The 24,222-nt window shown below is 47.0% G+C and carries 23 protein-coding genes and 1 tRNA gene; 11 read left to right on the forward strand and 13 right to left on the reverse strand.

What is annotated here, in order from left to right; genetic code table 11:
• Positions 1 to 85: 85 nt before the first annotated feature.
• From AC6H3C_RS21260 to AC6H3C_RS21285, 6 genes are all read left to right on the forward strand, one after another.
• Positions 86 to 1,549 carry a sulfatase family protein gene (locus tag AC6H3C_RS21260; protein WP_497517558.1) on the forward strand — a complete coding sequence of 488 codons (1,464 nt, stop codon included), beginning with the start codon at positions 86 to 88 and terminating at the stop codon, positions 1,547 to 1,549.
• A gap of 55 nt (positions 1,550 to 1,604) precedes the next feature.
• A complete protein-coding gene (locus tag AC6H3C_RS21265) occupies positions 1,605 to 3,287 on the forward strand; it encodes an FAD-dependent oxidoreductase (RefSeq protein ID WP_497517559.1) in 1,683 nt (560 codons plus the stop codon).
• 41 nt (positions 3,288 to 3,328) lie between these two features.
• Positions 3,329 to 4,816 (forward strand): carbon starvation CstA family protein, encoded by a 1,488-nt coding sequence (locus AC6H3C_RS21270; protein WP_497517560.1) that lies wholly within the window; start codon positions 3,329 to 3,331, stop codon positions 4,814 to 4,816.
• A 25-nt stretch (positions 4,817 to 4,841) separates the two neighbouring features.
• Positions 4,842 to 6,515 carry an FAD-dependent oxidoreductase gene (locus AC6H3C_RS21275; protein WP_497517561.1) on the forward strand — a complete coding sequence of 558 codons (1,674 nt, stop codon included), beginning with the start codon at positions 4,842 to 4,844 and terminating at the stop codon, positions 6,513 to 6,515.
• 308 nt (positions 6,516 to 6,823) lie between these two features.
• On the forward strand, positions 6,824 to 7,039 hold the full coding sequence (locus AC6H3C_RS21280) for a hypothetical protein (protein WP_497517562.1): 216 nt from the start codon (positions 6,824 to 6,826) through the stop codon (positions 7,037 to 7,039).
• A 43-nt stretch (positions 7,040 to 7,082) separates the two neighbouring features.
• Complete coding sequence (locus AC6H3C_RS21285; RefSeq protein ID WP_497517563.1) at positions 7,083 to 7,682, forward strand: hypothetical protein; 600 nt, start codon at positions 7,083 to 7,085, stop codon at positions 7,680 to 7,682.
• Positions 7,683 to 7,801: 119 nt separating this feature from the next.
• Here the strand turns inward: AC6H3C_RS21285 and AC6H3C_RS21290 are convergent.
• The 3 genes from AC6H3C_RS21290 to AC6H3C_RS21300 form a co-directional block, all read right to left on the reverse strand.
• A tRNA-His gene (locus AC6H3C_RS21290) sits at positions 7,802 to 7,877 on the reverse strand.
• Between the two features lie 85 nt (positions 7,878 to 7,962).
• Complete coding sequence (locus tag AC6H3C_RS21295; RefSeq protein ID WP_497517564.1) at positions 7,963 to 8,370, reverse strand: hypothetical protein; 408 nt, start codon at positions 8,368 to 8,370, stop codon at positions 7,963 to 7,965.
• 71 nt (positions 8,371 to 8,441) lie between these two features.
• Entirely contained in the window at positions 8,442 to 9,014 is a 573-nt protein-coding gene (locus tag AC6H3C_RS21300; protein ID WP_497517565.1) for an RNA polymerase sigma factor, read from the reverse strand.
• 179 nt (positions 9,015 to 9,193) lie between these two features.
• Here AC6H3C_RS21300 and AC6H3C_RS21305 point away from each other — a divergent pair, with 179 nt between their 5' ends.
• The 4 genes from AC6H3C_RS21305 to AC6H3C_RS21320 all read left to right on the forward strand — a co-directional run bounded on the left by AC6H3C_RS21305 (position 9,194) and on the right by AC6H3C_RS21320 (position 12,516).
• Positions 9,194 to 9,793 carry a hypothetical protein gene (locus AC6H3C_RS21305; protein WP_497517566.1) on the forward strand — a complete coding sequence of 200 codons (600 nt, stop codon included), beginning with the start codon at positions 9,194 to 9,196 and terminating at the stop codon, positions 9,791 to 9,793.
• Between the two features lie 78 nt (positions 9,794 to 9,871).
• Complete coding sequence (locus tag AC6H3C_RS21310) at positions 9,872 to 10,987, forward strand: L,D-transpeptidase family protein (protein ID WP_497517567.1); 1,116 nt, start codon at positions 9,872 to 9,874, stop codon at positions 10,985 to 10,987.
• Positions 10,988 to 11,000: 13 nt separating this feature from the next.
• Complete coding sequence (locus AC6H3C_RS21315) at positions 11,001 to 11,717, forward strand: L,D-transpeptidase (protein ID WP_497517568.1); 717 nt, start codon at positions 11,001 to 11,003, stop codon at positions 11,715 to 11,717.
• Position 11,718: 1 nt separating this feature from the next.
• Positions 11,719 to 12,516 carry a hypothetical protein gene (locus AC6H3C_RS21320; protein ID WP_497517569.1) on the forward strand — a complete coding sequence of 266 codons (798 nt, stop codon included), beginning with the start codon at positions 11,719 to 11,721 and terminating at the stop codon, positions 12,514 to 12,516.
• Positions 12,517 to 12,887: 371 nt separating this feature from the next.
• Here the strand turns inward: AC6H3C_RS21320 and argB are convergent, their stop codons facing one another.
• The 10 genes from argB to AC6H3C_RS21370 form a co-directional block, all read right to left on the reverse strand.
• Entirely contained in the window at positions 12,888 to 13,664 is a 777-nt protein-coding gene (argB, locus tag AC6H3C_RS21325; RefSeq protein ID WP_497517570.1) for an acetylglutamate kinase, read from the reverse strand.
• Positions 13,665 to 13,702: 38 nt separating this feature from the next.
• Entirely contained in the window at positions 13,703 to 14,653 is a 951-nt protein-coding gene (locus AC6H3C_RS21330; protein ID WP_497517571.1) for an N-acetylornithine carbamoyltransferase, read from the reverse strand.
• A gap of 252 nt (positions 14,654 to 14,905) precedes the next feature.
• Entirely contained in the window at positions 14,906 to 16,153 is a 1,248-nt protein-coding gene (locus AC6H3C_RS21335; RefSeq protein ID WP_497517572.1) for a glutamate-5-semialdehyde dehydrogenase, read from the reverse strand.
• Positions 16,154 to 16,295: 142 nt separating this feature from the next.
• Positions 16,296 to 17,387, reverse strand: a complete 1,092-nt coding sequence (gene proB / locus AC6H3C_RS21340; protein ID WP_497517573.1) for a glutamate 5-kinase — start codon at positions 17,385 to 17,387, stop codon at positions 16,296 to 16,298.
• Positions 17,388 to 17,396: 9 nt separating this feature from the next.
• Positions 17,397 to 18,194 (reverse strand): pyrroline-5-carboxylate reductase, encoded by a 798-nt coding sequence (gene proC / locus AC6H3C_RS21345; RefSeq protein WP_497517574.1) that lies wholly within the window; start codon positions 18,192 to 18,194, stop codon positions 17,397 to 17,399.
• A 12-nt stretch (positions 18,195 to 18,206) separates the two neighbouring features.
• Positions 18,207 to 19,352, reverse strand: coding sequence for an aspartate aminotransferase family protein (locus tag AC6H3C_RS21350; protein ID WP_497517575.1), 1,146 nt, complete (start codon positions 19,350 to 19,352; stop codon positions 18,207 to 18,209).
• Position 19,353: 1 nt separating this feature from the next.
• The gene (argC, locus tag AC6H3C_RS21355; RefSeq protein WP_497517576.1) at positions 19,354 to 20,328 is read right to left on the reverse strand and encodes an N-acetyl-gamma-glutamyl-phosphate reductase; all 975 of its coding nucleotides are present in this window, start codon (positions 20,326 to 20,328) and stop codon (positions 19,354 to 19,356) included.
• Between the two features lie 9 nt (positions 20,329 to 20,337).
• Complete coding sequence (locus AC6H3C_RS21360) at positions 20,338 to 21,531, reverse strand: argininosuccinate synthase (RefSeq protein ID WP_497517577.1); 1,194 nt, start codon at positions 21,529 to 21,531, stop codon at positions 20,338 to 20,340.
• A 143-nt stretch (positions 21,532 to 21,674) separates the two neighbouring features.
• Positions 21,675 to 22,394, reverse strand: coding sequence for a GNAT family N-acetyltransferase (locus AC6H3C_RS21365; protein WP_497517578.1), 720 nt, complete (start codon positions 22,392 to 22,394; stop codon positions 21,675 to 21,677).
• A gap of 8 nt (positions 22,395 to 22,402) precedes the next feature.
• Positions 22,403 to 22,885, reverse strand: coding sequence for an arginine repressor (locus AC6H3C_RS21370; protein WP_497517579.1), 483 nt, complete (start codon positions 22,883 to 22,885; stop codon positions 22,403 to 22,405).
• A 250-nt stretch (positions 22,886 to 23,135) separates the two neighbouring features.
• Here AC6H3C_RS21370 and carA point away from each other — a divergent pair, with 250 nt between their 5' ends.
• The gene (gene carA / locus AC6H3C_RS21375; protein ID WP_497517580.1) at positions 23,136 to 24,218 is read left to right on the forward strand and encodes a glutamine-hydrolyzing carbamoyl-phosphate synthase small subunit; all 1,083 of its coding nucleotides are present in this window, start codon (positions 23,136 to 23,138) and stop codon (positions 24,216 to 24,218) included.
• Positions 24,219 to 24,222 lie beyond the last annotated feature (4 nt).

Below are 24,222 nucleotides of genomic sequence, written 5' to 3' on the forward strand. Positions count from 1 at the left end.
ATACGACATGTCGCGTCTGCACCTGTCCTTCATGGTCATTGTCCATTGATATTTTATCTTTGAAAGAAATGAAACTGAGATGAGTATGAAAGAAAAGATCTTCTCCGGCCTTTGCGGAATAGTTGCAATAAGCTCCATATCAAACACCGGTATGGCACAGGAGCCCCAGCCCAAACCGAATGTGGTTTTGATTTTTGTAGATGACATGGGTTACGGCGATTTAAGCTCTTATGGCACCCTTCAGTATAAAACGCCCAATCTCGACCGGATGGCGGCCAATGGGGTTCGTTTTACCAACTTTTACGCGGCACAGGCCGTTTGTACAGCGTCGCGTGCGGCAATTTTAACCGGCTGTTATCCAAACCGGCTGGGTATTTCAGGGGCTTTTTTCCCAAATTCACCGGTTGGCCTGAACCCCAACGAAGAAACCATTCCTGAAATACTCAAAGAGAAGGGCTACAAATCGGCTGTTTTCGGGAAATGGCACCTGGGTGATGCCGCCGAATTTTTGCCTTTACAGCATGGTTTTGACGAGTACCTTGGCTTACCCTATTCGAATGATATGTGGCCGGTGAATTACGACGGAACGCCGGTCACGGAAGAAAAAAAAGAACGTCCGTTCAATTTCCCTCCTTTGCCCCTGATTCGCGGAAATAAACCTGTCCGGGAAATACATACTCTGCAGGACCAGGCGGAACTGACTACGATTTACACCGAAGAAGCGGTTCGTTTCATTCAGGAAAACAGGAGAAACCCGTTTTTCCTGTACCTGGCACATTCCATGCCACACGTTCCGTTGGCCGTGTCGGATAAATTCAAAGGGAAAAGCACACAGGGTCTGTATGGCGATGTGATCATGGAAATTGACTGGTCGGTTGGGCAAATCGTGAAGGCGTTGGACGAGTCGGGACTTAGCAAAAACACACTGGTGATTTTTACTTCAGACAACGGTCCCTGGCTTAATTTCGGCAATCATGCCGGATCGGCCGGAGGCCTGCGCGAAGGCAAAGGAACCAGCTTCGAAGGCGGGCAACGGGTGCCCTGCCTCATGACGTGGCCGGGGGTGATCGGGCCGGGAACCATCTGTAATCAATTATCCTCTACCCTTGATATTCTCCCTACCCTGGCTGAAATTACCGGGGCAAACAGACCGGTGAAAAAGATTGATGGCGTCAGCATCTTATCGCTGATGAAAGGGGATGAAAACGCCAATCCAAGGGAACACTTTTATTACTACTATCAAAAAAACAGCCTCGAAGCGGTTCGGAAAGGCGATTGGAAACTGGTATTTCCGCATACGCACCGCACGTACGAAGGACTGGCTCCCGGCCATGATGGTTATCCCGGCGAAACGGTTCAGCGGGATACCGGTTTGGCTTTGTTCGACCTGCGCCGCGATCCGGGAGAACGCTATGACGTGAAAAAACTTTATCCCGAAGTGGTTGAGGAACTGTCGAAACTGGCAGAGCAAGCCCGGGAAGATTTGGGCGACGACCTGTCCGGGCTGGAAGGAAAAAACAGGCGACAGCCCGGAAAGATTGAGAAGTGACAGTCTCAATCGTAGTAATCGGTATTCAGTGATCCAGTACAATAAATGACAACCAATGAATAATTATCCAATGACTAAAATGCTAAAACCATTCAAACTACTCCTTTTATCAACTTTACTTTTGCTTAGCGCGATTTCGTGCCACAACAAAAAAGACGTGGCACAACAAGCCGACGTGATTATTTACGGCGGAACTTCGGCGGCTGTTACTGCGGCGGTTGAAGTCGTCCAATCCGGGAAAACCGTGATTGTGGTTTCGCCCGAAACACACCTGGGCGGCCTTTCATCCGGCGGCTTGGGTTTTACCGATACCGGCAACAAGGCGGCTATTGGCGGCCTCTCGCGTGAGTTTTATCACCGGGTTTGGCTGCATTATAACGATTCGGCATCGTGGAAATGGCAAAAACATTCCGAATACGGAAATAAAGGCCAGGGTACCGTTGCGATGGACGGTGAAAACCGCACCATGTGGATTTTTGAACCGCATGTGGCCGAACAGGTTTTCGAAGATTTTGTGAAAGAAAACGGGATTCCTGTTTTCCGCGACGAATGGCTTGACCGTGAAAATGGCGTGGCCGTTGAAAATGGAAAAATAATCTCTATCAAAACCCTTTCAGGAAAAACATTTTCGGGAAAGATGTTTGTCGACGCCACCTATGAAGGCGACCTGATGGCTGCTGCCGGCGTCAGCTATCATGTTGGCCGTGAAGCCTGTTCGGAATACGGCGAAACATGGAATGGTGTGCAGGTTGGCGTTTTTCATCACGGTCACTATTTCAGGGAGAACATCGATCCTTATGTCATTCCGGGCGATCAGTCCAGTGGTTTACTTCCGGGCATTTCGGTAGAAAAACCCGGCGAAAACTGTACCGGCGACCGAAAAATCCAGGCTTACTGCTTCCGTTTGTGCATGAGTAATCATCCCGAAAACAGAACGCCTTTCCCAAAACCCGACCATTATGATCCGAAGCAATACGAGTTGCTTGCACGCGTGTTCGACACGGGCTGGAATGAATGGTTCAATAAATTCGACCTGATTCCCAACCGGAAAACCGACACCAACAACCACGGACCTTTTAGCAGCGACTACATCGGGATGAACTACGACTATCCGGAAGCTTCGTACGAACGCCGGAAAGAGATCATCAAAGAACATGAAAATTACCAAAAAGGGCTGTTGTATTTTGTGGCGAACGATGAACGCGTACCTGAAGAGATCCGCAGCAAAATGCAGGAGTGGGGACTGGCAAAAGACGAATTCACCGACAACGGCAACTGGCCGCACCAGATTTATGTCCGCGAGGCACGCCGCATGATCGGCGAATATGTGACCACCGAAAACGATGTACTGGCCAAAAGCGAAGTTCCCGGACCGGTGGGAATGGGCTCGTATGCGATGGATTCGCACAATGTACAGCGTTTTGTAACCGATGAGGGTTTTGTTCAGAATGAAGGCGATATCGGTGTACATCCGCACAAGCCTTACCAGATTGCCTATGGTTCGATTGTCCCAAAAGCGGAAGAATGCGTCAATTTATTGGTGCCGGTGGCGGTATCGTCCAGTCATATCGCTTACGGGTCGATCCGGATGGAGCCGGTGTTCATGATTCTCGGGCAGTCGGCCGCAGCAGCGGCAATCCTGGCGATCGACCGGCAATGTCCAGTCCAGGAAGTGCCTTATCCTGATTTAAAAAAGGTGTTGGAGATGAGGAAACAAGTGTTAAGTTTAAATGAATGATTTTTAACTTTGGCTGCTAAATGTAATTAAACCTAATCCGGATGATCACCTTAATCGTTAGTTTGTCGGCCTTATTACTGGGCTACCTGTTTTACTCGAAGTTTGTGGAACGTTTTGCCGATGTGGATGCCACGAGAATTACGCCGGCTTTTTCAATGAAAGACGGGGTCGACTACCTGCCCTTGCCCTGGTGGCGTATCTTTCTGATTCAGTTTTTGAACATTGCCGGGCTGGGGCCAATCTTCGGCGCTGTGGCCGGGGCCATGTGGGGGCCGGTGGCTTATTTGTGGATTGTTTTGGGGGCCATTTTTGCAGGAGCGACACACGATTATTTTTCCGGAATTCTGTCAATTAACCACAAAGGACTGAGCATTACCGAGATTGTAGGCATCTACCTGGGAAACTTTGCCAAACAGTTTATGCGCGGGTTTACCGTGGTGCTGATGATTATTGTGGGGGCCGTTTTCATTATGGGCCCGGCCGGAATTCTGAGCGATATGACCGGCGGTTTTGGCGGGTCGGCGTTTTGGGTTTGGGTGGTCTTTATTTACTACCTGCTGGCCACCATGTTGCCGATCGACAAGATTATTGGCAAAATTTACCCGGTTTTTGGTTTTTCACTCTTGTTTATGGCCATTGGACTGATCACCGCCTTGCTTCTGGGAGGCTATCACATTCCGGAACTAACCTTCTCATCCATCCATAACTTTCATCACCGGGCGGCCGAATTTCCGATTTTCCCCATGCTGTTTATCACCATTGCCTGCGGGGCTATTTCGGGTTTTCATGCTACTCAGTCGCCTCTGATGGCCCGCTGCCTGACCAACGAAAAATACGGACGCCGGGTATTCTACGGAGCCATGATTACCGAAGCCGTTGTGGCCATTATTTGGGCGTCAATCAGCATGAGCGTATTTGGCGGAGTTCGCGAACTGAACGAAACCATGCAGCAAAACCAGGGAAACGCGGCCGTGATCGTGAATACCATTTCCAACTCTTTGTTAGGCAAGTTCGGCGGATTTCTGGCCTTGCTCGGCGTAGTGGCCGCCCCAATCACTTCGGGCGATACCGCCTTTCGCAGCGCCAGGCTGATTGTAGCCGATTTTCTGAATTACAAACAAGGCCCCATCAAAAACCGCTTGTTCATCAGTATTCCCTTGTTCCTGATCGGCTACTTGCTGACTCAGATTAATTTCAGCGTGATCTGGCGCTATTTTGCCTGGTCGAACCAAACACTGGCCACCGTCGTGTTATGGACCATCACCGTTTATCTGGCAAAAAAACAAAAGCCGGTTTGGATCACGTTGGTTCCCGCCGTGTTTATGACAGCCGTGATCTCGACTTACATTCTTCTTGCACCCGAAGGGTTTGCCTTAGGCAAAGAAGCGGCTTATGCGATTGGATCGGCGATCACTGTATTGGTGACGCTTTGGTTCTTTTGGTACAAAATAAAACTAAACAGGCCGAAACTTGTTCCGGCAGCTCAAACCATCCGTGCAGAGGATGGTCCTCCCGGTGCAAAAGGCTGAATAATCATGATTAAAAAGTACAGACATGAAAAACATAATTATCTATGCAGGATTCCTGCTGTCTCTTATCTCAATTTGTTACGCCGCCCCAAAGCAAGACTTTGATCTGGTCGTTTACGGGGGAACCTCTTCCGGAGTGGCAGCAGCGATCCAGGCCAGCCGGATGGGAAAGTCGGTTGTTTTAATTGAACAAAGCAATCGCATTGGCGGATTGACAACCGGCGGATTGGGCCAGACCGACATCGGTAAAAAGGAAGCTGTTGGAGGAATTGCCCGCGAGTTTTATCAAAATATCAGGCAGTATTATAACGATCCGGCCAACTGGAAGTGGCAGACGCCCGAAGATTACAAAGACAGCGGGCAAACCCGGACCGAGGCAACTGAAACGGCCATGTGGACTTTTGAGCCGTCGGCCGCCCTGAACGTATTGCACGAAATGCTGAAAAAAGAAAAGATCACCCTGGTTTATCACCAGCGGCTAAATCGCGAAACCGGTGTGACAAAAAAAGGAGCCCGGATTGTTTCTATTACGATGGAAAGCGGCGAAACCTATTCGGGCCGGATGTTTATCGATGCCACTTACGAAGGCGATCTGATGGCAGCGGCGAATGTATCGTATACCTTCGGAAGGGAAAGTAACAGCGAGTTTGGCGAAAACCTGAATGGCATTCAATGGACCAATGAAGCCGAAACCCTAACGGGCGGTTATTCCCGGAACTCGGCAAATCACAATTTTGTGGATGGCGTTGATCCCTATGTAGTGAAAGGCGACCCCACCAGCGGACTGTTACCCTTTATTTCGTCCATTGCCCCGGGTGAGCAAGGGACAGGAGACAAAGGCATTCAGGCTTATTGTTTCCGCATGTGTCTGACCGATCACCCCGACAACAGGATTCCCTTTACCAGGCCCGACGGTTATCAGGAATTAGAGTATGAATTGCTACTGCGTAATTACGAAGCCGGTGAAAAAGCCGTTCCGTGGATCAATTCGTCGATGCCCAACCGGAAAACCGATACGAATAACCGGCTTGGCTTCTCAACCGATTATATCGGGCAAAACTACGATTATCCCGAAGCGTCGTATCAGGAAAGGGAAAAGATCGTTGAAGCTCACAGGAGATACCAGCAGGGCCTGATGTGGACTTTGGCTTACCATCCCCGGATGCCCGAATCAGTCATGGTCGAGGTTTCCCGGTGGGGAACCTGCAAAGACGAGTTTGAACGGGAAGACGGCTGGCAGCAGCAACTGTACGTTCGTGAAGCCCGGCGGATGATCAGTAGTTACGTGATGACCCAGAAGAATTGCGAACGGATTGAAAACGCGTCTGATCCTGTTGGAATGGCAGCCTACGGAATGGACTCGCACCACGTGAAGCGCTATGTAACACCCGAAGGATACGTGAAGAATGAAGGAAATGTGGAGGCTCATGTGAAATATCCTTTCCCGATCAGTTACCGGTCAATCATCCCGAAAAAAACCGAATGTTCCAATTTGTTGGTTCCGGTTTGTTTAAGCTCAACACATATTGCTTTTGGGTCTATCCGCATGGAGCCGGTGTTCATGGTGCTGGGACAATCGGCCGCCACCGCTGCCTGTCTGGCAATCGACCAGAAAAAAGTCATCCAGGAAATCAACTACGATAAACTAAAAGAAAAACTGCTGACCGACAGGCAAGTGCTTGAAGTACCGGTACAATAAGACGAACTGTAAATAACATCAGGCTGAATTTTTATACAGCCTGATGTTATTTTTTTGCGCCTGCATATAATTTTCCTCCGGTTTTGCAGTTATGAATAATGACTGGCCAAAATTCGAGGCCAGGAGGGAGATAAGGGTATTTATGTCGTTTCGTTGAAATCAGATGACCAGTAATTGTTCTATGGTTCATTTACCTGCAAGCATTGTAAACACGAATCGGTTAAAAAAAAACAATTTTGCTTGGCTAACTTTCCGGGGTATTGGAAAAATAGATTTATAGTTTAATTGTCAATTTAAAATTAAGGTTTATGAAAAAGAGAATTTATTTCCTTGTTGTTTTTGCTGCCGTACTGATCAGTTGCGGTGGCAATAAATCAAAATCGCCGGATGAAAATCAAAACAGCGTGGTAACGCTGGAAGAAGAAAAATCGGTGTTAGACTCGATGAATGCCGTGATTGAAACGGCCAAACAGGATATTGAACAGACTGTTAGTGAATTGGATAATCTACTGGAAGGTTTGTAGAAAAAGAGTAATCAATTTAATTCGTTCATTTAAAAATTTAGCTATGAGACATATATTACGCATTTCATTTTTACTTCTTGCCGTACTTGGAACCTCGGTGGTTTTTGCACAAAGCAAACAAACAGGCAAGAAAGAAGAAAAAGTTGTTGAAGCAAAAGAAAAACAACAGGCAGCCAAAGAGAAGAAACTGAATGAAGCCGAAGTCGCCCTTGATGAAGCGGCAGAACAGACCGAAGAACAAAAAGAAAAAGCTAAAAAGAAAGGCGACGAGATGAAATCTGAAGCCGAAGATTTGCAAAAAGAGGCCGAAGATAAATCAGGGAAATCCCATGCTTACGGGAAAGAAAAAGGCGATCTGCACGGAAAAGATTTTGGAAAACTCCGGTCGGAAGAAGCGAAAAAACAATACGGAGAAAAGAAGATCGAGTTGGATGAATCGGTAACCTCGGGAGAAGAAAAAGTAAAAGCCGCAAAAGAAAAAATTGAATCAGCCGAAAAAGAATTGGAAAAAGCAAAAAAAGAGAAGACCATTTCGGAAGAGATGCAGAAAGAAAAGGCTGAAAAAATAGCAAAGGCAAAAGAGAAAGTAAAGGAGTTGGAAGAACAATTGGAGGAAACCAAACAATTGCCTGAATTGGAATAGAACTTTTCTTGTTTAATTTTAAGCAAATACCGTGGGGCCCGGGTCATTTTTGATCCGGGCTCCTTTTTTTGGGTTTGTAAACAAAAAAAGGATGCCGTTTCTGACATCCTTTTTTCCGCGGGTGGAAGACCGGGCTCGAACCGGCGACCTTCGGAACCACAATCCGACGCTCTAACCTACTGAGCTACATCCACCATGTTGCAATTGCGGTGCAAATATAGTATTTTATTTGAAATCGCTGCAAGCATTTTTTGAAGTTCAGCTGCGATTTTTTCAATTTTTACAGCCTGGCTTTATCCAAAACTTCTCCGGTTGAATTGACCAGCAAAAAATAGCGGATCATCTGATCATCGCGTACAATTAATTCGTACTGTTCATTCCCCTGATTTTGAATGTGAATGCCGTTCATCAGTTCGCCGTGCTGAAGGGCTGCCTGACGGATCTTATCGGGAATCAGCTCGAGCGGCAGGTTGATTTTCAGGCTGACCCGCTCTCCATTACTTTTGTACCGGGCGATGTGTTCCAGTTCATCGTTGTAAAAAACAACTTCGTATTGTTCTTTTATTTTGGTCCATTCCGCGTTTCGCGGGTTCGCAAATTGTTGCCCGAAAGCGGTTTTGACAGGTTCCGGCAAATGGGGTTCTTTGTGCCCGCTGAGTATTTTCTGAAAAAAGTTCATCAAATCCATTGTTTTTTTGTTTTTGCTTTCTGTTTAACGGGGTTCTATATTGACGCTGTTTTCTGTAAAAGTAACTGGCTTTACAAATCTTTTTGAAACCGGGTTTTATACAAATACACCACCCGGGTTCGGGCGCGTTTTAACCGCATCTTCACGGCATCTTCGCTAATGCGCAGGGTTTGGGCAATCTGCTTGCCCGGAAGGTTATCCTGGTATTTCATCAGCAATAACGCCTTTTCTTCAGGATGAATCATTTCCAGTATCTTGATCAGGTTGTTGTAACTCAGCTCCTGAAGGTCGGCTTCCGATTCATCAATGATGTCGGGAATTTCGTTTTGGCTGTTCCAGTTCGGGTAGTGCAGTTTCTTCTTCAGCCTTAAATAGTCGATTGAATAATTATAGGTGATGGCATAAAGCCACGACGAGAACGACGAGTTTCCTTTAAAGCCCGGCAACTTTTCGTAGGCTTTTGCCAGAATGTCGTTGGCAAAATCTTCGGCTTGCCGGCGGTCCTTGATAAAACTGTAACATTTATCCACGACTTTCTGAAAATAACGTTTGTAAAGGATCTCAAAAAGAACAGACTGGTCTTCATGGATCATCAGCCGGATGAGTTCCTCGTCGCTCGTGTTTTTGTAATTTTCAACCTGCATACCTGTTTCTTAACTGCTTTTTCGCCGGAGAATGAATTTTGTAACTTTTTTTTTAGTTTCTGCGTTACTTAATCCTGATCCCTCGTCTAAATGGAGATTTAAACAAGGATTACATTCCTGAAACGAATTTAATCATTGAAAATAGATTTGGATTAAAAAAACAAAATTACTGATTGACGATGAAAAAAAAGTTAATGCTTGTTGTAACAGCTTTGAGTTTAGCTGTTGTTTTAAGTAGCTGCGGAAAAGCTCCGCAAGCTGAAATTGATGCAGCAAATGCTGCTATTGAAGCCGCAAAAGCGATTGGCGCTGACGTTTATGTTGCTGAAGATTTTGCCGCTCTTCAGGATTCGATGAAAGCCGTGAATGAAGAAGTGGAAGCACAAAATGCCAAACTCTTCAAAAATTTCAACAAGGTGAAGGAACAATTGGTTGTTGTCACTCAATTGGCCGACGAAACCAAAGCGAAAGCTGAAACACGCAAAGCTGAAGTAAAAGCAGAAGTTGAAGCCCTTCAGGTTGAAGTGGCCGACCTGTTGGCACAAAACAATGAGTTGATTGCCAAGGCTCCGAAAGGAAAAGAAGGCGCTGCTGCCCTGGAAGCCATTAAAAGCGACAATGAACTGATTGCAGCTTCGCTGACTGAAGTAGCCGGTTTGGTTGAAGCAGACAACCTGATGGCCGCGCTGGACAAAGTGAAAGCTTCGAAAGAAAAAGCATCGGCAATTAATGCTGAATTGTCTGAAGTAATTGCCAAATATTCAAAAAGCAGACGCTAATATTTTTGTATCAGCATAGCTATTAATGATTTCCCCGGAGTTCTGTACTTCGGGGATTTTTTGTCAAGCGCGTGATTTATGGGTAAGAAAAGATGGAAGAAGGTTGGATGGGGAATTACGGTTTTGATAATTCTGTTTTTGGGCGGGTGGCTGGTGATTTCACGGGCGCCACAACCACCCAGAGAGGAACTGAAACTTGCCCGTGAATCGTTAAATGCGGCCCAAAAAGCCGGCGCTGCTGTAAATGCTGCCGCTATTTATAAAGAAGCGCAGCAATTGTACGACTCGGCGATGGTTTGCTGGGCCCTGCAAAACAAGCGGTTTTTCCTGGTACGCGATTTCAGCGCGGTATCCGATCTCTGCGGCCAGGTTGTTTCCAGGGCCCGCGATGCCGGCGAAAAATCGGTTAAACACACCCAAAGCACAAACAAGCTGCTAAAAAACGGACTGGCCGGGCTGGATCAGCAGGTTTCCCGTTTTGACCGGTTCTATAAAAAGTTGCCATTGCCCGAGCCTGTTGTTGACGCGTACAATAGCGGGAAAATGAAGTTGTCGGAGGCAAAAATTGCTTTCGGGAGTAACCGGAACAACGAGGCCCAACAACACTGGAAAGAGGCTGAAAAACGAATTGGAGAGGCAAACCGGAAAGCCGAAGGTTTATTGGCCGATTGGTTTATACATTATCCGCAGTGGAAAAAGAACGGGGCTGAAGCGATCCGGCTTTCAAAAGGCGGACAACGGGTTATTTTGGTTGATAAACTGGCCCATAGCTGCATGATTTATCAAAACGGAAAGATCATCAAACAGTTTGAGGTGGAACTGGGGAAAAACTGGATGGGAGATAAACAAAAAAAAGGCGACAAAGCAACCCCTGAAGGACTGTACCGAATTACCAGGAAAAAAGATCGTTTTCATACCAAATTTCACCGGGCGCTGTTGTTGAATTACCCGAATGACGAAGATAAAAAGCGCTTTGATGAAGAAAAGAAAAAGGGCAACATCCCGGCTATCTCAGATATCGGAGGTTTAATTGAAATACACGGACACGGCGGTAAAGGCGTTGACTGGACCGACGGCTGTGTCGCTTTAACCAACGACGACATGGATACCTTGTTCAGGCTGGTTGCTGCCGGAACCCCGGTTGTTATCGTCGGCTCCCTGAAATCGTTACAGGAAATTTACGGAAGAAACTAAAGGTGAAAAATGAATGATAGGCGAAGAAACGAAGATTGAAACGGGTGAAAACGGGTTGGCGAAAAAAATGAAATGGCGCGGCCGGTTGCTCATTGGCTCCGTCGTATCGGGAACCGTGCTCGGGTTCTGTGTGTTTATATTCTACATTGTCCCGCTGATTAAGAACAGCCCGCTCATTTTTACAAAAAAGCCGGCTGCCGGTCAGTCGGTTGAAATGGAAATGCCCGATGAGAAAACTTTAAAAACAGACATTCTGCGTCTGCAGAACAAGCTTGAGCGCTTAACGCCCGGAGGTGTTTACCTGGTGGTAAATACCTCGGATAATACCTTCTTTTTATATAAAAACAGGACGTTGATCCGGGAAGGTTTATGTTCTACCGGAAGTTATATTAAGCTTGAACTTGACGACATAAAGAGCTGGGTGTTTCAAACACCCAAGGGAGTTTTCACCATCAAAGGGAAAATTACATCGCCTGTTTGGCGTAAACCCGACTGGGCTTTTGTGGAGGAAGGGCTACCCGTTCCTTCGGCAAACGATCCCTCGCGCTTCGAATATGGCGTGCTGGGCGATTACGCGCTGAGCCTTGGCGACGGGTATTTAATTCACGGTACCTTGTATCAGCGATTCCTCGGACAGCCGGTTACCCACGGCTGCATCCGGATGAATGATGAAGATTTGGAGACTGTTTATCAAACCTTGCCAATAGGGGCAAAAGTGTTTATCTACTAACATGGACATGCAGAAGTATCACCGGAAACCGGCTAAGCCCGTCCTGAATTTTTTTAAGACTGCCATTCCCCTTGTACTGGTTTTCATTGCGTTACAATACACCGTTTTATCGGTAATGGCGGTTCGGGAAAAGATGGCCGCCATCAACCGGCAGGTCGATGTTCAGTTGTCGGCCATGAACAAGGATAGCGTTAACTCGTCCTTATTTGAATGGTACAGGGAAAAAAACTGGCTGGAAACCCGTTTCCAGATTGCCCGAACCGATTCGATCAGTTTATCGGTAAACCTGAAAGACAGTGTTGTGCAACTTGAGCTGAAAGGCGTGGTCCTGAAAACTTCCAAAATCATCGATTTTAAGGCTGATCAGTTCTTTTATCAGCTAAATCCCGGGGCCTACCATCACTTGTTCGGGGTACAGGCGCAAGCAACCGGCAGCCTGTCAACCATCGCTAAAGAACCGCTGACTGTAAAAAAAGCGCCCAAAGACACCACCGAAGTTGAAACCGCACCGGCAGAAACAGCCGGGGTAAAAGCGGAAGCGGTACATTGGCTGATGAGCCTGGATAAAGACATTATCCTTAAAATTGAAGGAACAAACCAGGAAGATCAGGTTAAATGGAACGGACAGAAGTTCTGGTTCAGCCAAACACTTACTGAGATCAGGCGGGATATGTATCAAACAATTCAGTTTAAAAAGCCGGTTTATCAACCGGAGATCCGCCTGGTCATTCCCGAAGCTGATGCAAAGGCGATTTACCGGGCATTACCGGTTCACCCGCTTGTCTGCATCCGGTTTTAAACAGAAGAAACCGGATAGATCCGGGTGGACCTATCCGGTTTTTGCTGTCATGTTGTTTTTCAACAGTCTGATAATAAACCCTTTTCTTCTTCTTTTGATACGCTGATTAGGAAAGATAAATCAGTATAAGAACCAATATCAGGAACAGACCGATGGCAAAAGCCACCAGGTTCCCTTGTTTTTGCGATTTTTCGATGCGTGCCATAGGTTGTTTGTTTTACAGATTTTTTTCAGATGAGGTATTTTACGTGATTCAAGCAATTTTGATCTGTTTTTTTTAATTTTTTTTTTCAAACTCATTGCACCCCCTGAAAATAAAAAACCGATCCTTTTGCAAGACCGGTTTTTTGTTCGTTCCGTATGTGGCTGATTTATTCAGACAATAAAACCGTTCCTCCCTCCTCCAATCCGGGAATATTGGTGATCCGAACTTTCGTTACCCCACGGCTGATGGCGCTGAAACTGTTATCCAGTTTAGGGATCATCCCGGTATGAATCGCTCCGTATGCCTGCAAGTCTTTAAACTCGCTGTGGCTTAATGAGGCGATTACGGAGCTGTCGTCATCCGGATGTTCGAGCACGCCGGGCTTCTCGAAACAATAGACCAATTCCACCTCGTAATATTTACTGAAAGCGATGGCCGCTTCAGCAGCAATGGTATCCGCGTTAACGTTCAGCATTTGTCCTTGTTTGTCGTGCGAAAGCGGCGCCAGCACGGGTACCACGTTCTTTTCAATCAGCAGTTTCAGCTCGTCGACATTCACGGCCACGATGTCGCCCACGTAGCCGTAGTCGATGTCTTTTACAGGTCGTTTTACTGCCTGCATGTAGTTCAGGTCGGCGCCGGTCAGGCCAATGGCATTGAGCCCCAGCGCCTGCAGATTGGCCACGATGCTTTTGTTGACCAGTCCGCCGTACACCATACTCACCACTTCGAGCATGGCCTGATCGGTAATGCGACGGCCTTCCACCATTTGGGTGGCAATGCCCAGACGCTCGGCTATTGCCGTAGCTAAGCGCCCCCCTCCGTGGACCAGCGCTTTGAGGCCTTCGAGTTTTGAAAAACGTGCCAGCAGGTCCTGCAGCGACTCTTTTTCTTCAACCACCTTGCCGCCAACTTTTACCAGGGTCAGTTTTTGTTTTCTCATAGAATATCGAATAATCAATTGGGTACTATCTTTTTCACCTACTTTATCTGATCCAACAACATTTTTAATACAGCCTGGGCCGAGAACAGGCGGTTTTCGGCCTCGGGCACCACGATTGAATCCGGGCCGTCGATCACCGAATCGCTCACAATCATGTTGCGGCGTACGGGCAGGCAGTGCATAAATTTGGCCCGATTGGTTACGGCCATTTGGCGATCGCTCACCGTCCAGTCCATATCCTTCGACAAAATTTTTCCGTAGTGGTTGTATGCCGCCCAGTTTTTGGCATAGATGAAATCGGCGCCTTCAAAGGCTTTCATCTGATCGTATTCCGGTTTCAGATCGCCCATAAATTCCGGGGCCAGTTCGTATCCTTCGGGATGAGTCACCACTAATTCGTAATCGGTCCGGCGCATCCACTCCACGAAGGAGTTGGGCACCGCCTGCGGCAATGCACGGGGATGCGGCACCCAGGTCAATACCACTTTGGGGCGTTCTTTGGTCTTAAATTCTTCAATCGTCAGGTGATCGGCAAACGACTGCAGCGGATGGCGCGTAGCTGCTTCCATACTGACAACCGGCACACCGGCATAATCGACAAATTGCTGAAGGATTTTTTCCTGGTAATCGTCTTCTTTGTTTTCGTATTTTGCAAACGAACGCACGCCGATGATATCGCAATATTTGCCGATTACGGGAACGGCTTCGCGGATGTGCTCCGGCTTATCGCCGTCCATAATCACGCCCAGCTCGGTTTCCAGTTTCCAGCCGCCTTCGTTGATGTCGAAGACGATGACGTTCATTCCGAGGTTCAACCCTGCTTTTTGGGTGCTTAGGCGGGTACGCAGGCTCGAATTGAAAAAGACCAGCAACAAGGTCTTGTTTTTTCCGAGCGACTGATATTTGTAAGGGTCCTTTTTTAGCTCGAAAGCCAGTTTCAAAGCTTCATCCAGACTGTCCAGATCGTGTACTGATGTGAAATGTTTCATAATTTTGAGTTGAAGCCTCTCCTCCCGCCCTCTCCAAAGGAGGAGCCTCCCCGGTTCCCCTCCGAAAGAGGAGGGACAAGAGAATTCCTTCAAATTAACGGGTTGAGATCGTGTTTAAATGTGTTGTTCTTTTGTTGATTTTGTTTTTTCGTTATCTTATTTTTTTCTATTCATTTTAATGTCTTCCCGGCCATGTCCACCCCCACTCAATAATCATTTCTTGCTCTCCCGCTGGGCGAATTGGGAGGAGCTTTAGGGTCTCACTTGTCCTTCTCCGTCAATCAGCCATTTGTAGCTGGTTAGTTCCTCCAGCGCCATGGGTCCGCGGGCGTGCAGCTTCTGGGTGGAAATGCCGATCTCTGCCCCCAACCCAAATTGAGCGCCATCGGTAAATGCCGTTGAAACGTTGCAGTAAACCGATGAGGCGTCTACCAGTTTACGGAATAAATCCAGCCGTTGTTCGTTTTCAGAGATAATGGCCTCGCTGTGTTTCGAACTGTAACGGGCGATGTGGTCGAGCGCTTCGTCGAACGATGACACCGTTTTCACCGCCATTTTATAATCCAGAAATTCCGTGCCGAATGATTCTTCGGTAGCCTTCTCCAATAAGTCGCCCGGGTATTTGCCGTTTAATACCGGGTAGGCCTTTTCGTCGGCATAAACCACCACCTTGCTGTCGGGAAGTTCGGCGCAAAGCAACGGCAGATCAGCCAACCGGCTTTCGTGGATCAGCAGGCAATCGAGCGCGTTGCAAACACTGGGGCGGCGGGTTTTGGCATTTTCAATAATCGCCTCTCCCTTTTTTGCATCGCCAAATTCGTCGAAGTAGGTATGGCAAATGCCCGCACCGGTTTCAATCACCGGGATGGTCGCATTTTTACGCACAAATTCAATCAATCCCTGTGATCCGCGCGGAATGATCAGATCGACATATCCGTGGGCATTCAGGATTTCGGAGGTTGCTTCGCGGCTGGCAGGCAGTAAGGCCAGAATATTTTTATCGACGCCATGTTTTTCAAGCACCTGGTGGATTATCTTCGTGATCGCGGTGTTGGAATCAATGGCATCGCTGCCCCCTTTCAGTACGCAGGCATTGCCCGATTTGAGGCAAAGCGAAAAGACATCGAAGGTTACATTTGGACGGGCTTCGTAAATAATGCCGATTACCCCGAATGCCACCGACACTTTCCGAATCCTCAATCCGTTTGGACGAAGGGTTTCGCTCAGCACGCGTCCCAGCGGAGAAGGCAGGGAGGCCACATTCCGGATATCGTCGGCTATAGCGGCAATCCGTTCAGCCGTCAACTTCAGTCGGTCGTATTTTGGATCTGTCGGGTCCATCCGATCCAGATCTTTTTTGTTTTCAAGCAGTACCTCTTCGGTGTGTGCAACTGCTGCATCGGCCACATCGCTCAAAATCAGGTTGATCTGATCAACGCTCAATAAATTGAGGCTTCGGCTGGCCTTCAATGTTAATTCCAATTGTTTTTTGACCTCCATGGTTTCTCCTGTTTTAATTAAAAGTCCCCTTCCCTGGGGGAGGAAGGGGACAACTCAGAATATCTTGATTTTGTTGAAGTCAACAAAAAGGGGGTTAAAAGAAAAGGGTATAAACAGAATTCTGAGTTAAGTTCGTTATCATTTAATCTTCAATTAAGTATAAATAGTCGTAATGAACGATTGGTTTCTGGTTTTTACTTCCCAGTCCCTGCCCTGCTTTATCGGAACTGAACTGAGACTTTCCCCAGCCAACCAATTTTCCCTGCTCATCGATAATTTTCACAATGTCGCCGCTCTGGAAAAATCCCTTCACCTCTGTCACCCCAATCAACAGTAAACTGGTGGCCTTGGTTGAAAAAAGAGCCTCTTTTGCCCCCTGATTAATTACCAGTTCGCCTTTTGCAAAGCTGTCGGAATAGGCAATCCATTTTTTCACGTTGGATGACTTGTGTTTTTCTGCTTTAAACAGGGTGTGTTTTACCTGACCGTCTTTCCGCAGAATATCAATCAACACGTTATCGCGCAGTCCGCTGGCAATATGCACCGCGATGCCCTCTTTGGCTACTTTGCGTGCAATGGTACTTTTGGTAAGCATGCCTCCGCGTCCGAACCCCGACTTTTGTGTTGACACATTTTTCATCCACTCTTTTTCTTTGGTCCCGATTTCTTCGATGATTGTTGACTCGGGCAAAGAAGGATCACCGTCGTAAATGCCTTCGATGTTGCTGAGAATGATTAATGCTTCGGAGTTTTGCATGGAAGCGATCAGCCCCGAAAGTTCGTCGTTATCAGTAAACATCAGCTCTGTAACAGAGATGGTGTCATTTTCGTTCACAATTGGCACCACTTTATTTTCAAGTAAGGTGGTAAAACAATTTTTCATGTTCAGGTAATGATCGCGATCGGCAAAATTGTCCTTCGTTGTCAGTACCTGGGCGCAAACGATCCCGTGCTCCCTGAAAAAGTCGGCGTAGCGGTTAATCAGTTTTACCTGACCAACTGCCGACCACAACTGCCGCGATGAAACGGTATCCAGTTTTTTCTGAATTTTCAATTCGCTTCGTCCTGCAGCTACAGCCCCCGATGACACCAGGATGACTTCTACACCTTTCTTGTGCAGATAGGCAATCTGGTCGACCAAATGGGCAATACGGGCGACATGAAGTGTCCCATCAGACTTAGTTAGAACGTTACTACCTACTTTAACGGTAATTTTCTTATAGTTGAAATTCATTGTTTTCGCCTATGCTTGCTCAATTTTATTGAATGAGGCAATCAGCCCCTGAATGACAGCCGAGCTAAACCCCTGGTGTTCCATCTCATTAATCCCGGTAATGGTGATCCCGCGCGGCGTTGTCACCTTATCAATTTCCCTTTCGGGATGATGCCCGGTATTCATGATCAGCTGAACAGCGCCTTTTACCGTTTGAGCGGTGATAAACTGGGCCATTTCGGCGCCAAAGCCCATTTCAATGCCGCCTTGCATGGCCGCGCGAACGTACCGCAGGGCAAAGGCCGTTCCGCACGATGCCAGCACGGTGGCGGCAGCCATCAGTTCTTCGGTAATAACAACCGTTTGTCCAAGCTGATCGAACAATTCTTTCACCGTGTCGAGGCTTTGCTCCGTGTTTCCGTTGCCGGCGATACAGGTCATCGATTCCTGGATCGAAATGGCTGTGTTTGGCATTACCCGGAAAATTTGCATGTCGTTTCCAGCCATTCCGGCCAATTGGTTCAGGTTAACACCGGCAACAATCGAAACCAATATTTTATCGGAGTTTAAGGCCGGTCTTACTTCGTTGATCACCGACTCAATATGATAGGGTTTTACCGCGAAAATGACCAGATCAGCCTGCTCAACCGCCTCAATATTTTTATGAAAGGCAGTAATCCCCTGTGCACTCATTTCCTCCAGCAATGATTTCTTTGGATCGGCCATGCAAATCGAAGAGGCCTCCATGTAACCTGATTTGACAATCCCCCTGGCAATGGCCCCGCCCATATTGCCGGCTCCAATGATCGCTATCTTTTTAATTTCCATTATTCTCAGGTATTATTCTGCTTTTACATACAGTTCGTTTAACACTTTCTCAAAACAGGCCACAAATTCGGTTGCCTGCTGTAAACTTAAGGTCAGCGGCGGAAGCAAACGAATAATATGGGTTCCCGATACCCCGGTGAAAATTTTCTCTTCTTCCAGCAACTTTTGCCGTATCGGTTTAATCGGTTCTTCAAACTCCAGACCGATCATCAAGCCTTTTCCCCGCACCTCTTTTATCTGTTTGAAAGAAGCCAGTTTTTCCATCAGGTAGTTGCCGACTTCGGCGGCGTTTTCTACCAGTTTCTCATTCTCCATGATGTCGAGCACAGCAATTGCCGCAGCACAGGCCAGGTAATTTCCTCCGAAAGTGGTTCCCAACATGCCATGCCAGGGCTTCAGCTCCGGCTGAATGAGCAGTCCTCCAACAGGAAAACCGTTACCCATCCCTTTGGCCATGGTAATCAGATCGGGCCTGATTTTGGTATACTGAAAAGCAAAGAACTTCCCGCTGCGCCCGTAACCCGATTGAATTTCGTCGAGAACCAACAGGGTTCCGTGTAATTTGCATAAACCTTCCAGCTCTTCCAGAAATTCGGGCGAAGGGACATGAATTCCGCCGATACCCTGGATGCCTTCGACAATAACCGCTGCAATTTCCCTTGTTCTCAGTTGTTCTTCAACCAAACCAATGTCGTTCAACGGCAGGATTACCGCGTTGGGCGTTTCATTCACCGGGGCCACAATTTTTGGATTGTCGGTTACGGCCACAGCTGCCGAGGTGCGTCCGTGGAAGCCTTTTTTGAAGCTGATCACTTTTTTTCGTCCTGTAATGAACGAAGCCAGTTTTAACGCGTTTTCGTTGGCTTCGGCCCCCGAGTTACACAAGAACAGCTGGTAGTCGTCAAAACCCGACAGTTTTCCCAGTTTATCTGCCAGTTCCTGTTGTTGCGGAATTTTTACCGAATTGCTGTAAAAGCCAATCTGATTCAGCTGTTTACTGATTGTTTCCACATAACGCGGATGACTGTGTCCAACAGAGATCACAGCATGACCACCGTACAGATCGAGGTAACGGTTGCCCTGATTGTCCCACATGTAGCAGCCTTCGGCTTTTACCGGAACAATATCGAATAGCGGATATACGTCAAATAGTTTCATCTTAAAAAGAAACCGGTTTTAGGTTTAGCCCGGCTTTTTCGTCGAGGCCAAACATTAAATTCATATTTTGCACTGCCTGTCCCGATGCGCCTTTCAGCAGGTTATCGGTTACGCTTAAAATCATCAGTTTGCTGCCATGTTTTTCCAGGTACACAATGGCTTTATTGGTATTGACTACCTGTTTCAGATCCGGATTCTCGCTGCTCACGAAAACAAAGGGGTGCCCTTCATAAAATTCTTCATACAATTTCACAGCCTCTTCAATGGTCCCGGCATACTCGGTGTAGCTCGAAACAAAGATGCCGCGCGTATGATTTCCGCGAACAGGGATAAAGTTAATTGCCTGGTCAAAGCTTGGTTGCAGCTGCTTTACGCTCTGGGTGATTTCGCCCAGGTGCTGGTGCTGAAAGGCCTTGTAAACCGATACATTGCTGTCGCGCCAGCTGAAATGCGAGGTTTTTGAAGGCGCCTGGCCGGCGCCAGTCGAACCGGTAATGGCATGTACGTGAAGCTCACCGGTGAGCAAGCCGGCCGCTGCCAAAGGCAATATGGTAAGCTGAATGCCCGTGGCAAAACAACCCGGATTGGCGATTTGCGCGGCATTCCGTATTTTTTCGCGGTTCAGTTCGGGCAAGCCGTAAACGAAATGGTTCCCTTCGGCTTTTAAACGGTAGTCGTGGCTCAGGTCGATGATCTTTACCCCCGCCGGAATGTTGTTCGTCTCAACAAATTCTTTTGACTTACCATGCCCCATGCAGAGAAAAATCACATCGCAACTGGTATAATCGGGCTTAGCAACAAATACCAGACCGGTGTCTCCAAGCAAATCGCGATGTACCTCAAAAACCGGGTTTCCGGCATTGCTACTGCTTTGTATAAAACTCAGTTCAGCATTCGGGTGCCACATCAATATGCGGATCAGCTCGCCGGCCGTATAACCTGCTCCTCCAATTATTCCTGCTCTTACTTTGGTCATTGTTCCGGCTTAATATTTCTTATGAATTGAATTGTAAATTTTCAGCGATGTACTCAAAATCGTTGTAAACCCCTTCACATCGTCGCTGGTCCAGGCCTTGTTCATTTCGCCGTACTCGCCAAAGTCCGATTTCATCAGGTCGTACGGAGAATCGATGCCAACCAGGGTATATTGATAGGGCCTCAATTTAACGATGACCTTGCCCGACACGGATTCCTGCGTATTTTCGAGAAATTTCTCGATATCGCGCATCACTGGATCAAGATAAAGGGCTTCGTGCAGGAACATGCCGTACCAGTTGGCTAACTGCTCTTTCCAATACATTTGCCATTTGGTGAGCGTATGTTTTTCGAGCATCTGGTGCGCTTTGATAATGATCATGGGAGCAGCTGCTTCAAAACCTACACGGCCTTTGATGCCGATAATGGTATCGCCAATGTGCATATCGCGTCCAACGGCATATTTGGAAGCAATGGCTTCCAGATCGCGAATTGCTTCAACCGAGTTAAAATACCGTTTGCCATCAACGCCTTTAAGTTCTCCCTCAACAAATTCGAGCACCACATCACGTTCCTTTTCTTCTCTCAACTGAGACGGATAGGCCGTTTCGGGCAAGGTTTTTCCTGAAGTGAGCGTTTCCTGACCTCCAATACTGGTTCCCCACAATCCCTTATTAATGGAATAGGCCATTTTTGTCCAGTCAGCCTCGACGCCGTGTTTTTTCAGGTATTCAATTTCCTCGTTCCGGCTAAGCTGCAGGTCGCGTGTGGGCGTTAAGATTTGAATATCAGGAGCCAGCACCTGGAAGGTCAGATCAAAACGGACCTGGTCGTTTCCGGCACCGGTACTTCCGTGGGCAACATATTTGGCGCCGATCTTTTTGGCATATTCGATAATGGCGATGGCCTGAAAAACACGCTCTGAGCTGACCGAAATGGGATAAGTGTTATTCCGTAAAATATTGCCATACACCATGTAACGAATACATTTTTCGTAGTAGGTGTCGGTGACGTCGATGGCCACATGCTTGGCAGAGCCAAGTTCATACGCCCTCTTTTCGATCGCGTTTAATTCTTCCTTACTAAACCCCCCGGTATTGGCAATGGCCGTATAAACTTCCAATCCTTTCTCCTCCGACAGGTACTTGGCACAGAATGAAGTGTCTAACCCGCCACTGTAAGCTAATACTACCTTTTCTTTCATTTTATTTTCTTTTAAAAAAGTGACAACACTGAAACAGCGATTCTACTGAAAACTTACAACTTTACTAACCTTACTTATCCTGAATTTAAAACTCATAATTTGCAATGATCAAATCACGAAAATCCGGATTTTATCGAAGAAAATTAATCCTGAAATGTTCGCTGAACAGTGTCATCACTTATATTTTCTTTTATCTTTTTAAACATTTTTATACCCGAATCTTTTCCGTTTGAATGATTCTTCGGCTTTAGTTTTCCAATCATCTCCAGCAAGGAAATTTTTTTAGGCCGGGCTTCGGCAGCCACGGTAACTTTTTGTTTTTCCCAGGCCGGGTCGAACAACATACCGGTACACAGGCATTTTGAACGGTTTGTCCGTTGCAGGATGTCATAGTTCACACAGCTCTGACAGCCTTTCCAGAAATCCTGATCATCAGTTAATTCTGAAAAGGTAACAGGGCGATATCCCAACTCGTGGTTAATTTTCATGACGGCCAAACCGGTTGTCAAACCAAATATTTTAGCTTCGGGATAACGCGTACGCGATAGTTCGAAGGCCTTCTTTTTAATCTCGCGGGCAAGTCCCACGCCCCGATAATCTTTTACAACGATCAACCCCGAGTTGGCTACGAAACGGTTGTGTCCCCAGGACTCGATGTAGCAAAAACCGGCAAACAGTTCTCCTTCAAGGGCGATAATGGCTTTGCCCTCCAGTATCTTTTTCGAGATATACTCGTCTGAACGCCGGGCGATCCCGGTTCCGCGTTCTTTCGATGCCGCATCAATCGTATCGTTTATGATTGTGGTGTAAGGCAGGTGGGAAACGTTTGCCACCATAACTTTAATGTCTTCTATTTTCTTCATGTTTTCCATTAGCCAATTCTTTCCTGTAATTTTGGCATGATTAATACCAAACTGTTTTTTAAATCACTTGGCGTAACCCCTTCCCGCATCACCAATAAAATGGTGTCATCTCCGGCAATACTACCAAGTATCTCATAAGGATCTGCATTGTCGAGCACCGCGGCAATGCTGCTGGCATAGCCGGGCCGGGTCCGCATCACAGCCAGGTTGCCCGAGAAACTCAGGTACCTGAACCCATCAGCAAGAAAGTTAACGCCTGAATCGGCTGCCGGAACTTCCGGCTGGATGCCTTCAGGTATAACATATACGTAACCTTCCCCTGCTTTGGGTACTTTTGCCACCTTCAAAATTTTTAAATCGCGCGACAAGGTGGCCTGAGTCAGGTCAAAACCTTTCTCGTGCAGCCGGGCCAGCAACTCCTCCTGGCTGTGGATGCCCTGAGCGGTTATAATTTGTTTGATGGCCAACTGTCGTTTCGTGCGATTCTTCATTATTTTTGAATATATATGCAAATCTTTTGCAAATTTATTCATTTTTCACAGAAAACAAATTTCAATTCGGAATATTTTATATTTTTGTTGCGGAATCAATCAGGCAGGTTACAGAACGAAAAAAGAAATGAGACGATTAATTCGGGAAAAAGTGAAAATAAAATTTCATATTACGGAAAATAAGCACAATGCGTTTGCCCTACAGCAGTAGCCAGACGCATTTTTTTTAACATATAAGCGATCAATAAAAATGACAGAGGCAAAAAAAGTCAGTTTAATTTTAGAAGATGGGACCCGCTTTGAGGGAAAATCTTTCGGGTATGATAAATCCATTGCCGGTGAGATAGTTTTTTACACAGCTATGACCGGTTATCCCGAAAGTTTAACAGATCCTTCATATACGGGGCAGATCCTGGTTTCAACCTACCCCTTAATCGGCAACTACGGGGTGCCGGGCGATCTGAAGAAGAACAACATCCACGCGTATTACGAATCACACAAAGTGCACATCAGCGGTTTGATTATTTCAGATTATTCATCGGAATACAGCCACTGGAATGCTGTAAAAAGTTTGGGCGATTGGCTGAAAGAATCCAAGGTTCCCGGATTGTATGGCATCGACACCCGTGCGCTGACAAAGATTTTACGAATGAAAGGTTCGATGCTGGGCAAGATTGAATTCGAAGAGAACCCCATCGACTTTTACGATCCGAATAAAGAGAATCTGGTGGCCGTGGCCAGTACCAAAAGCCGGGAAGTATACGGAACCGGCGAACACAAAGTGGTGTTGGTCGATTGCGGCGTGAAAAACAACATCATCCGCTGCCTGCTCGAACGGAATACAACCGTCATCCGGGTTCCGTGGGATTATGATTTTACCGGAGAAGAATTCGACGGCGTATTTTTGTCGAACGGTCCCGGCGACCCGGCCATGTGCCAGCAAACCATCGACAACATCTCGAAAGCCCTGACCATTGGAAAACCCGTCATGGGAATTTGCCTGGGCAACCAGTTACTTGCCCGCGCTGCCGGCGCCGATACCTATAAACTGAAATTCGGCCACCGCAGTCATAACCAACCGGTATTGCTTGCCGGAACAGATCGCTGCTTTATTACCTCTCAAAACCACGGATATGCCGTTGCCCCCGAATCGCTCCCCGATGATTGGGAAGCCATGTTTATTAATGTGAATGACAATACCAACGAAGGGATCAGGCACAAAACCAAACCTTTTTTCTCTACCCAATTCCACCCTGAAGCCTCCAGCGGACCGGTTGACACGGAATACTTGTTCGACGAGTTTATCGAAAACATTGTGAAATACAAAAAATAGCCCC

This window comes from Gaoshiqia sp. US2 (assembly GCF_059705485.1).